The organism is Pseudomonas sp. NPDC079367 (assembly GCF_044542195.1).
GTDB lineage: Bacteria > Pseudomonadota > Gammaproteobacteria > Pseudomonadales > Pseudomonadaceae > Aquipseudomonas.
In genome coordinates this window covers 109,311-120,833 of sequence record NZ_JBITTW010000003.1, presented here as the reverse complement: position 1 = coordinate 120,833, position 11,523 = coordinate 109,311, and the positions used below count along the sequence as shown (strand labels likewise).

Genomic DNA, 11,523 nt, shown 5'->3' with positions numbered 1-11,523 from the left:
GAGCTGCCGAAGACTGCGATCTTTTGATTCTCATAAGTGCTGATTCCTGAGTACCGTCGAACCTAGGGCAACTTGACCAGCACAATTTCATCGGAGCCCTTTGGCAACTCCAGCAAATACTTCCAGCTTTCAATAATTTTCTTCCACTTTTGCAAGCTGAATTTGCTTTCCGGCTGACCGATCCAGTCATCGTTTATGTTTATATCGACCTGTACATCACTCGCATCAATATTCAGGACAACATCATTTCCGCCTTCACAGACCGATAGCTGAGTGCCGTTCATTACTGACGTTAAAGACTCAAGCAGGCGATCACAATGCCCGGAGTATTGGGCAATTGCCTGAATCATTGAAAACCAGAACCTCTCCTCGCTTGGCCAAAAACTGTCGAACCACAAGCGCATTCTCACCGACCAGTTTCTGGTTGTGCCAAACAAGCTCACTCCATTTCAAAAACTCAACGCCAACGACCCTGTAGCGCTCATCAAAGTAAACGTGCACGCCTGAATCATCGTAAGTGTCGGTCGGTACATGAATTTTCGCGGCGCAGATTGATATATAAAGTGGTGATCAAGTCGTCGTCATCGTCAACGTAAAACCCCTATCCAACTCACCGACTTCAAATCCGTCATCGTCAATGACGGGGTCAAAACCGTGGTGACGAAACAAAGCCAACACGTCCGTGGATGTTTCGCCTACTAGCTTGTGGCCGCTCCAGGACACCGTACTTCTTTCGAAAAATTCTACCCCTTTAACCATGTCTCGCTCGTCGTAGTAGAGTGCCATGCTCGGCCGGACAGCGGCGCGGATGAGCGCAAAGAGTCGCTGGCGTCTCTGCAAAAGCGCATCAGTCGGCATGATATTAGGTGGCCGCTATTTTGGCATCAATCAATGGAGTGATTGAACAATCGGTTTCGATAAGCGGTACAGCTCCTATCCTCGGGCAATGCGCCTGTTAAAGGCTCTGTTTGCCCTGCGTCGGTTTGCGAGCGCGGGTACGCCTTCAGGGTTACTCACGATTCATCCGAAGCACTCTCTGTAAGATTTCGGACGATCCCTTGTAGGTTTCATCCCGAGTGTTCGATTCCTACGCAAAACACAGAAAGATCTGACTGCTGTCGTTTTACAGATCCACGCACATTTCTCTGTCACAAACAGACACAGGGAAATGTGCTCAATGATGCACCCCGCCGACCTTGCGGCAGCCGCCGCGTCCAAAGCCCCGATCATCGGCCCCGCCGCCTGCCCCTTGCGCAACACCCACGTGCAACTGCTGCCCCTCGCGTACGGCCTGGTGGAAAAACCCTTCGACCCCAGCACCGAACTCACGCTGCCGTACACCCTGACCGCGCGCCCGATGGGCATCCGCCGCCTGCGCGATGGCTGGCTGTACATCGTCGACAGCCTCAGCGGCGAGCTCTATGAATACCGCGTGCTTGAAGGCGTGATCAGCGCATTGCTGCATCGCGGCAAAAGCGTCAGCGAGGATCAGCGCAGCGCCATTGAAGAACGTCCGGCGTTGATCTTTTCGCGCAAAAGCACCCTGTACGTGACCTTCGCCGACGTGCAGTTGAGCGCGGCGAAATGCCAACAGGTGCTGGACAGCGCGGAGGAACGTGAGCACTTCATGCAGGCGGTCGATCTCGGCCCGGTGCATTGCCTGGTCGGCGGCGAACATCTGCTCACCGTGGCCCAGGCCAAACAGTGGCTGGCGGAAGTGGCCTGCACGGCGAAACCGGTGGTCGAAGCGGACGCCACGCGGATGCCGGTGGTGCGGGTCAGCGACGCGCCGGAGCACGAGCGTGAACCTTATCTGTGGGAGAATCCGCGACGTTTTCGCGAGGCGCATATCGGCGAATTTCTCGGCCGGGTGCGCGGGCCATATCAGGACGACACGCTGTTTCTGCTGGTCAACGACGACCTCGGGGTGATGCGCGACCTGGCTGATTATCAGGACCTGGTGGTCGGCTGGATCGAGCAGTGGAGCAACACCGACAACAACGAGCGCGACTATCTGCTGGCCAGTTACATCGAGTCGCTGAGCCAGCTCGGCGCTCAGGATTTCGACACCCTGGCCAAGGCCAGCGACGATCCGCGCGCTCAGGCATTGTTTGCTGAACTGGAGCAATTGCCCGAGCCGGATCGGGAAAATACCCGGCAGGCGCTGCTCGACTATTTGAACAAGGGTGGTGAGGTTGTCCCGACCGATACCCAGGCTCGACCTGAACTGCAGCAACAGCGCGAAAAGGCACTGGACCAGTCACTGGCGCTGAACCGTTTCGACGGCGTCGCCCCGGATTTCACCGCACACGCTCGCGTCACCGCCGAGGCGGACCGACGCTTTTACACCCGCGAATATTTTGCTGAAGTGGCCCCGGCCGATTTCGTCGAGCGCCACCTGAGTACCTTGGTCGATCTGGGCAAGGATCAGAACCGGCGCATGAAAGACGTGCTCGACGGCCCGCTGCTCAGCGGCAAGCGCGGCATCAACGACCTGATCGACCGCCCGGCCATGGACGAGGTGCTCAACAGTCATCGCGACAATCTCGGACGCTGGAATCGCCTGCTCGAACGCATCACCGCCGATCGCGCGCAACTGCTGTGCGCCGGGCGTTTCCATCGCTCGGCGTGGTATTACGATGGGCAAGTGCAGATCGATCAGGCGTTCGCCAGCGAATACGCCTGCCTCAAGGACATCGGCCGCAGCGACGCGGCCAATGAGCAAATGCTCGGTTACCTCGAACAACACCCGCAACTGACCCGCCCGTTGTTTTACACCTTGCCGCTGCGCCTGCAGACCGAACACGCCGGGCAATATTCAACGCTGTTCAACGCCGGCATGGCGATGTTCAACAACCTGCCGGACTGGCTGGCCAAGTTGCAGAGCATCGAGCAGCCGCAGCTGCCAGTACTGGACGACCTGCCCGCACACAGTCGCGTCTTGGCGGACGCGGTGCAAGACACCTACAGCCCGGCGCTGAACCTCGGCCTGAGCCGGGCGCTGGAAGGCTTTGATCTTGCCGGGGAGAAAATCCCCGAACTGGACGAACTGTTCCAGCGCCTGCCCAAAGCGCTGCGCCTACGCGTGCTCGACGCCGCGCGAACCAGCGGCGTGACCTTCACCGTGTCCACCCCGGCGGAACAATCGGCGCTGCAAACCAGCATCAAGGAAGTGCTGCGCGAACGCGACTACCTGAAAACCCTCAACCGCGAGCGCAACCAGCTCACCCACAACAAAAACCGCCAGGGCCACAAAACCGCCCGGGCGGTGGAATTGCAGCAGGAAATCGTCCGCGTGCGCACGCAATTGGCCTTGTTCGAAGGAAGGCTGGCGGCGGCGTTGAGCCCGATTGATGAGTTGCCTGATCGCTCGGCGCGACTGTCTGGCGCCACACCGGCGAAAGCGGGATTGACGGTGGTGTTTCCGCCGGCGCAGCAGGGGGAGTTACGTGGGTTGCTGGAGAATATTCGCGCGGGGGTGGCGGGGGTTTCGAAAGCGAGTCTGGTGCGGACGGAGGGGATGGGGTTGGTAGTGGTGATGGTGCAGGTGGTGAATTTGGCAGCAGTTTTCCATAAGTTACGTAGGCAAACAGCGAATAAAAGGGTGTGGGGGCCTTTCGCCAATGCGCTCGCTGCTACGGGGGCTGCTGGATTCACTGCAGGGCAAAGCCTCGCCAATACTGCGTTGCAGGCTCGTAGCGATGCGCTGATTGCCAGGGTTCGGCACGAGGCATTGCAAAGCGTACACATACAAATGGGCAAGTTGCACATCGGACTGGGCTTTCTTACCTACGGTCTTGGGTTGGTAACCTCAGCAGTCAATCTCGCAAAACAACTCGAAAATTGGCAACAGTCAATTCGCAGTGGTAATCCGTCGGCACAGAGGGCCGCCGCGCTCGCAGTTTTAGGCGCAAGTGGAATGACGTCGGCTAATGCCTATGGTCTGGGACAAACTTTGTCTGCAAGCTACAAGGTACTCAATGCATCAAACAGCGCTGCGAGAACAGCTGCATGGGCCGCCGCCGGAACCCGTCTCTCTACAGTCTTTTTCCGGTTTAATCTTGCCGGCGCGTTGTTCACCTTGCTTGAGTTGAGCGGGGCCTGGCTGTTCAACCGCTACAACATCAGTGCTCATGACAAATGGTTACGGATCACACCATGGGGTAGAGATGCCGAGATGCGTGGCGATTATACACTTCACGACTATCAAAGTTATTTAGCCTTTCTGATCAACGCTCCCTATGTTCAGATCGGTTCGAACCAGGACGTGTCATGGTTGAGAAAACTGTTGCTCACACCCAAACCCGGCGATATCCATCTAGTCATACCCAGCCTGACACTAAGTGAATTGCTGCCACCCTTTGGCGGAAAATCCAAGCACCGTTTAGGTATAGGAGCGCATCGTATTTCCGTTCCGCTGCATAGCCGAGGAGTGCCACGGGAAAAGCGAGAAGTTATCAGCGACGAGATTTTAGCCAGTCTAAGTATCGCTAAGTCTGATTCCGATGGATTAGTGCTGTGTCTTAAGTATCCAGTCAATCTCGATTCTGAATACACGCCCGCGAAAGAAACCCTTGAGTTGGCAGTTTGCATTGAGTCAACGAATGAAAAAGGTGAGGGGATATCGCGAACTCGTATCATTCAACTTGATCCACGGGGAAAGGGCCACTTTCCGGTAGTAGGAGCCCAGCAAATAAAAACGAAACCACCAATACTGCTGGTCGAAGTCCAGTTTCTTGAGCGGGCTGACCATGCAGATTAAACCCCACAAGCCGATTAACACGACGATCTGTGAGCAAGCCAGAAAAGCTGGAAGCATCGAACCATTTTCGAGTGGAAAAATCACTTATCTCGCACCACTTCCATTACCAACTTCCATACCCCCCTATGGGCCTCATATAGGCGAACTCAGTCAGGTCTACATGGATCTTGGCACAGGCTCACCACAGATATTTTCTTGGCAGATGACCTTGGGCGGTCCTTTCAGTCTTGCTTTCTGGTTCGTCTGTCTGACACCTGTGGCAGGAGGCATTCTTGGGCTGGCGTCCGGAGACGGGTGGGAAAGTTGGACCTACGTACAAGAGATTTTTCGAGAGTCCATAATACTTGGCTTAGAGGTTTTATTTCTCACTCTAACAATCAGTCTAGGCGTCTGGCACCACCACCACAAAAAACGCCTCTACCTCATCCCAACCCGCTTCAACCGCCAACGCCGCGAAGTCTGCTTCATGCCCGAAGGGGCGTCCGAACCAGTCTTCGTTCCATGGGAATCGCTCAGCGCGTGGATCATCGAAGCCAAGGGCGTCACCCAGTTCGGCGTCCATCGCCAATACGGCATGGGCATCGGTTTTCATCACGGCGAAACTCTCACCAGCCTCGAACTCCAATGCGCCGGCCTGGAGCTCGCGATCAGCCATTGGGAAGCGATTCGCGGCTACATGGAGTACGAGGTCAACGACCTCAAATCGATCCAGGATTTGCAGGACCTGCAAGGCCCGGACGACCCACCCCACGAAGGCCTGCATACATTCCACAATGCCCGCGCGCGGATGCATCAGGAGATCCATGAAGGCCGCCGCTCGCGGTTGTCGGGGTTCTTCTGGTACCTGTATCACGTCATGACGTTATGGACGATTCCCAACCGTCTGCTCGAATGGGAAATTCGTCGGCTGGAAAGAATCGGCAAGCAGGCGCTGCCGGAAGTCATGCGCGACTGGTCCGAGCCATTGCCGAAAGAGCAATGGGCCAAGCCCAGTGAAGAGTTGTTGCGACTGAGTGAACAAGTGCGGCAAATGCACAAGCGCTACCCGCATCGGCCGATTACCGAAATATTCGCCGCTGTCGATGCAAGCAGACACACGACAAGGCAAGGGGCGTGATTTGCCAGTAAACTCCCCTCCTCTCGCCGCCCTTTGTTCCTCGCGGCCACCCTCTTGATCAAAATGCGGAGTCCACCTTGCGTCTGTTCCACACCTCCGACTGGCACCTTGGGCAAAACCTGCACGGCCAGGAGCGCGATTACGAGCACGCGTGTTTTCTCGAATGGCTGCTGCGCCAGTTGCACCTGGCGCAGCCGGATGTGCTGCTGATTGCCGGCGATATCTTCGATACGGTCAATCCGCCGGTCAAAGCTCAGGAACGCCTCTACGACTTCATCGTCAGCGCTCACGAACAGCAGCCGTTGCTGACCATCGTCATGATCGCCGGCAACCATGATTCCGGCTCGCGGATCGAGCTGCCGGCGCCGTTGATGCGGCGTTTGCGCACTCACGCGTTGGGTCGGGTCTTGTGGCTTGATGACGGGCAACTGGATGCCGAACGGCTCCTGCTGCCGTTGCCGGATAAAACCGGTGAAATCGCCGCATGGTGTCTGGCGCTGCCGTTTTTGCGCCCGGCGGAAGTCACTGGCGCGCAACTGGGCGACAACTATCTGCGCGGCATCGGTCAGGTGCATGAATGGCTGATCGCGGCGGCCAACGCCAAGCGCCAGCCCGGGCAGGCGCTGATCGCTATCAGCCACGCGCACATGGCCGGGGGTTCGGTGTCGGAGGATTCCGAGCGCAGCCTGATCATCGGCAATGCCGAAGCCCTGCCCGCCAGCCTGTTCGGCGAAAGCATCAGCTACGTCGCCCTCGGCCATCTGCACAAGCCGCAGAAGGTCAACGGTGAGGAGCGCATTCGCTACAGCGGCTCGCCGATTCCGCTGTCATTTTCGGAGATCGGTTATCAGCACCAGATTCTCGATGTGGTCCTGGACGGTGAAACCCTGGTCAGCGTCGAGCCGAAGCTGATCCCGCGCTCGGTCAATCTGCAGCGCATCGGCCCGGCGCCGCTGGCCGAGATTCTGTTGCAACTGGCTGACCTGCCGAACATCGATCTGCTCGCCGAAACCCAGCGCCAGCCATGGCTCGAAGTGCGCGTGCGCCTCGATGAGCCGCAGCCGGATCTGCGCCATCAAGTGGAAACCGCACTGCAAGGCAAAGCCGTGCGCCTGGTGCGCATCGCTGCTGAATACGCCGGCAATCGCGGCGTCGATGGCAGCGATGACGGCACCGCGTTGATCGAACTCGACCAGCTCACCCCGCAGGAATTGTTCAGCCGCGCCTGGCTCGACAATTACGGCAGCGAGGTCGACGACCAGACGCTCAAGGACTTCGCCGAACTGCTGCAAGACGTGCAACTGGAGGGCGAGCAGCCATGAAAATTCTCGCCATTCGTTTGAAGAACCTGGCCTCGCTGGCCGGGCCGTTCGAGATCGACTTCACCGCCGAACCGCTGGCCAGCGCCGGTCTGTTCGCAATCACCGGCCCGACCGGCGCGGGCAAAAGCACCCTGCTCGATGCGTTGTGCCTTGCGCTGTTTGGCGCGGTGCCGCGCCTCAACAATACTGGCCGCGACGCCAAAGTCCCCGACGCCGATGGTGAAATCGCCACCGGCGACCCTCGTACGCTGTTGCGTCGTGGCACCGGCGAAGGCTATGCCGAAGTGGATTTCGTCGGCGTCGATGGCCGCCGCTATCGTGCGCGCTGGGAAGCCAATCGCGCGCGCGAGAAGGCTGGCGGCAAGCTGCAGGCCAGTCGGCAGAGCCTGCGCGACATCGATCAGGATCAACTGCTCGCCAGCCAGAAAGGCGAATACAAAACCCAGCTGGAAGCCGCGCTGGGCCTTAACTTTGAACAGTTCACCCGCGCCGTGCTGTTGGCGCAGAGTGAGTTCAGCGCGTTCCTCAAGGCTGACGATAACGATCGCAGTGAACTGCTGGAAAAACTCACCGATACCGCGCTGTATACGCGCCTCGGCCGCCGCGCCTTCGACAAGACCAAAGAGGCCCGCGAAGCGCACAAGTTGCTGCAGGATCAGGCGACCGGTGTGACGCCGCTGGCGCCGGAAGCCCGCGCCGAACTGGACGAACGCTTCAACACTGCGCAGCAACGGATGAAAGCGCAACAGGCGCAGCTCAAACAGCTTGAGCAACAGCATGCCTGGCTGAAGGATTTGCGTCTGTTGCAGCAAGCGCAGCAAGCGGCCAGCGAACAACTGCAAACCGCGCAACAGCAATGGCAGGCACTGGCCGGCGAGCGGGTGAAACTGACGCGTCTGGAACAGCTTGGCCCGCAACGTCATCAGTTCGCGCGCAAGGCCGAGCTCGATGCGCTGCTGACGCCACTGGCGGCGCAGATTGCCGCACACACCCAACAACACGCAGCGCTGGACGAGCGGCAGACGCAACTGGCGCATGACCTCGACGCAGCGAAAGTCGCCCTGAGCGCAGCGCAACAATGGCAGAGCGAAAATGCGCCGTTGCTGCGTCAGGCATTCGAAGAGCAAAGCACCCTCGCCCGTCTGATCAAGGACACCGCCAGCAGCGCCGAAGCCCGGCAAGCGGCCGAGCAAGCGTTCAAGGATGGCCAAAACACGATTCAGGCTTTTCAGGAAAAGCAGACTGAAGTCGCCGAGCGTTTGCAGCGCATCGCCGCTGAGCTTGAGCAGCGTGCGCATCTGGCGCCCTTGAGCGATGCCTGGAGCGCCTATCGCGATCGTCTGCAACAGCTGATGCTGATCGGCAACCGCTTGAACAAGGGGCAGAGCGAACTGGCGTCCCTCGAGCAGAACGCCGCGCACAGCGCTGAGCAACTGGCCTCGCACAAACAGCAACTGGATGTGCTGTTCAAAGAGGCTGGCGCCGAGCCCGATGCGGTAGCCGAACAGATCGGCCTGCTCGGCACCTTGCTGCAGGACAACCGCAAACAGCTGCGCGCAATCGAAGACCTGTCGCGCCTGTGGGCCTCTCGTCAGGATCTCGACAAGCGCAGCGCCGAGTTGCAACAACGCCAGCTCGACGCGCAGCAGCAACGCGAACGCCTGACCCAGGACGGTGTGAAAACCAAAGCCGAACTGACCGTCGCCGAGCAAACCCTCAACGTCACTCGCGAACTGCTTGAGCGGCAGCGGCTGGCGCGCAGTGCCAGTGTCGAAGAGTTGCGTGCACAGCTGCAGGACGCTCAGCCCTGCCCGGTCTGCGGCAGCAACGAGCACCCGTATCACCAGCCCGAAGCGCTGTTGCAAAGCCTTGGCCGTCACGATGAAAACGAACAGGCCAACGCCCAGCAAGTGGTCGATCAGCTCAAGGAAAAACTGATCGAGCTGCGCGGCGAAGTCGGTGGCGTGATCGCGCAACAGAAAGAATTGCTCCAGCAACAGGAACAACTCGCGGCGCAGCAACAAGCCCTGGCGCCGAGCCTGGAGGCGCATCCGCTGGCCGCGCAACTGTTCAATCAGGACGCCGACAAACGCGACGCTTGGCTCAGCCGCCAGAGCGAGCAGTTGAACCAGAGCATCACTCAGGACGAACAACGCCAGAGCGCCCTGCTCACCTTGCAACAGGACGCGGCGCGCTTGTCGCAACAATTGCGTCAGGCCGAAGTGGCGCATCAGCAAGCGGCGCAACAGCTGAGCCATCAGCAGCATGAACTCAACAGTGACCGTCAGCGCCGTGAAGAAGAACTCAGCGCGTTCGGCCCGCTGCTGCCCGCTGACACGCTCGAAGCCATGCGCCTGGAGCCGGCGGCAACGTTCATGCAACTGGATCGGCAGATCGCCGAGCGCTTGGCCCAGCTCGAGCAGCAAAAGGAAGAGCTGAGCGAACAGCAGCAACGCCAGCAAACGCTGGAGAAAGAGCAGGATCGCCAGCAGCTGCGCACTCAGCAACTGCACAGCGCCGAGCAGCAATTCACGGCGTTGACCGAGCAACAGCAAAACTGTCAGGAAAAACTCGCGCAGTTACTGGGCGAGCACAGCAGCGCCGAGCATTGGCAGCAGCAACTGGAACACGCGGTGGAACAGGCGCGCAGTGCCGAAACCAGCACCGCTGAGGAGCTGCAAAGCGTGCGCACGCAGCTGGTGCAGATCGCCGCTGAGCTCAAGGCCCAACAGGAACGCCTGCAAGCACTGCAAGCTGAAGACCAGGCACTCGCCGACAAGATCGCCGAGTGGCGCGCCAGCCATCCGGAGCTGGATGACGGCGGCCTCGAAGACTTGCTGCGCTTCGATGACGCGCAAGTCGCCGAACTGCGTCAAACCCTTCAGCACAACGAAAAAGCCATCGAACAGGCCCAGGTCTTGTTGCAGGAGCGCGATCAGCGGCTGCTCGATCACCAGACCCGGCAGGACGGCAATCCTGACGCCGAACAGCTCGACAGCGCCCTCGCCGGATTGCAAAACCAGTTCACCGTCAGCGAACAGCAGTGCGCCGAACTGCGCGCCGAACAGGTGGAGGACCAGCGCCGGCAGAACGCCAATCAGGCATTGGCGCAGCAAATCGCCGACGCCTACGCCGAGTACCAGCGCTGGGCGCGGCTCAGTGCCTTGATCGGCTCGGCCACCGGCGACACCTTCCGCAAGATCGCCCAGGCCTACAACCTCGACCTGCTGGTACATCACGCCAACGCGCAGCTGCGCCAACTGGTCAAACGCTATCGCCTCAAACGCGGCGGCAGCATGCTCGGCCTGCTGGTGATGGACACGGAAATGGGCGACGAACTGCGCTCGGTGCATTCGTTGTCGGGCGGTGAGACGTTCCTGGTCTCGCTGGCGTTGGCGCTGGGTCTGGCGTCGATGGCGTCGAGCACGCTGAAAATCGAATCGCTGTTTATCGATGAAGGCTTTGGCAGCCTCGATCCGGAATCACTGCAGCTGGCTATGGACGCGCTCGATGGCTTGCAGGCGCAGGGGCGCAAGGTGGCGGTGATTTCCCATGTGCAGGAAATGCACGAACGGATCCCGGTGCAGATTCAGGTGCGGCGCCAGGGCAATGGCTTGAGCACGCTGGAGGTGAAATGAACACGCTGTATTCGTTCCGACGCTGCCCCTACGCGATGCGGGCGCGAATGGCGCTGCGTTATGCGGGCGTGCCGCTGGAGGTTGTCGAGGTCAGCCTGAAGGACAAACCGGCAGATATGCTGGCGCTCTCGCCCAAGGGCACGGTGCCGGTGCTGAATGCCGATGGCGTGGTGATTGATGAAAGTCTGCAGATCATGCGCTGGGCGTTGGCGCAGAACGATCCGGATGACTGGTTGCTGGCAGGCAACTCATTCGCCGCACTGTGGATGGAGAAACTGATTGAGGGTAATGATCAGATTTTCAAATCGGCTTTGAATCGCTACAAGTACGCCGAGCGTTACCCTGAGCAGCCAATGGAAGCTTATCGGGCTGAAGGTGCGTTATTTCTGCAGAAACTGGATGAACTGCTTGCAAGTCGTGACTACTTGCTGGCCGATCATCCGAGCCTCGCCGACATCGCCCTGCTGCCCTTTGTGCGGCAGTTCGCTCACGTCGATCGCGAGTGGTTTGCGCAGACGCCTTATGTCCGCTTGCAGGCCTGGTTGCAGCGCTTGCTCGAATCCGAGCTGTTCATCTCGATCATGAAGAAGTAACCCTCTCTCCCTCTTGATCGTTCCCAAGCTCCGCGTGGGAATGCAGCCGGGGACGCTCTGCGTCCCATTGGAACGCGGAGCGTCCCTTGAG

6 protein-coding genes are annotated in these 11,523 nt (G+C 59.3%); 5 read left to right on the top strand and 1 reads right to left on the bottom strand.

All coding sequences use genetic code 11. The features are described from left to right. Positions 1–62: 62 nt before the first annotated feature. Positions 63–437 carry a hypothetical protein gene (locus ACIGDJ_RS06715; RefSeq protein WP_397478502.1) on the bottom strand — a complete coding sequence of 125 codons (375 nt, stop codon included), beginning with the start codon at positions 435–437 and terminating at the stop codon, positions 63–65. Between the two features lie 740 nt (positions 438–1,177). Here ACIGDJ_RS06715 and ACIGDJ_RS06710 point away from each other — a divergent pair. The 5 genes from ACIGDJ_RS06710 (at position 1,178) to ACIGDJ_RS06690 (ending at position 11,432) form a co-directional block, all read left to right on the top strand. Beyond that, a complete protein-coding gene (locus tag ACIGDJ_RS06710) occupies positions 1,178–4,762 on the top strand; it encodes a toxin VasX (protein WP_397478503.1) in 3,585 nt (1,194 codons plus the stop codon). A 466-nt stretch (positions 4,763–5,228) separates the two neighbouring features. Beyond that, the gene (locus ACIGDJ_RS06705; RefSeq protein WP_397478504.1) at positions 5,229–5,879 is read left to right on the top strand and encodes a hypothetical protein; all 651 of its coding nucleotides are present in this window, start codon (positions 5,229–5,231) and stop codon (positions 5,877–5,879) included. Positions 5,880–5,956: 77 nt separating this feature from the next. Beyond that, on the top strand, positions 5,957–7,201 hold the full coding sequence (locus ACIGDJ_RS06700) for an exonuclease SbcCD subunit D C-terminal domain-containing protein (RefSeq protein ID WP_397478505.1): 1,245 nt from the start codon (positions 5,957–5,959) through the stop codon (positions 7,199–7,201). Continuing rightward, the gene (locus tag ACIGDJ_RS06695) at positions 7,198–10,839 is read left to right on the top strand and encodes an AAA family ATPase (RefSeq protein WP_397478506.1); all 3,642 of its coding nucleotides are present in this window, start codon (positions 7,198–7,200) and stop codon (positions 10,837–10,839) included. Before ACIGDJ_RS06700 ends, ACIGDJ_RS06695 begins: the two co-directional genes overlap by 4 nt. After that, complete coding sequence (locus ACIGDJ_RS06690; protein WP_397478507.1) at positions 10,836–11,432, top strand: glutathione S-transferase; 597 nt, start codon at positions 10,836–10,838, stop codon at positions 11,430–11,432. The genes ACIGDJ_RS06695 and ACIGDJ_RS06690 overlap by 4 nt, the downstream gene beginning before the upstream one ends. Positions 11,433–11,523 lie beyond the last annotated feature (91 nt).

Coding starts and splice junctions, on each gene's coding strand:
- ACIGDJ_RS06705 (WP_397478504.1), top strand. CDS start 5,229: ATGCCCGAAGGGGCGTCCGAACCAGTCTTCGTTCCATGGGAATCGCTC.
- ACIGDJ_RS06690 (WP_397478507.1), top strand. CDS start 10,836: ATGAACACGCTGTATTCGTTCCGACGCTGCCCCTACGCGATGCGGGCG.
- ACIGDJ_RS06710 (WP_397478503.1), top strand. CDS start 1,178: ATGATGCACCCCGCCGACCTTGCGGCAGCCGCCGCGTCCAAAGCCCCG.
- ACIGDJ_RS06695 (WP_397478506.1), top strand. CDS start 7,198: ATGAAAATTCTCGCCATTCGTTTGAAGAACCTGGCCTCGCTGGCCGGG.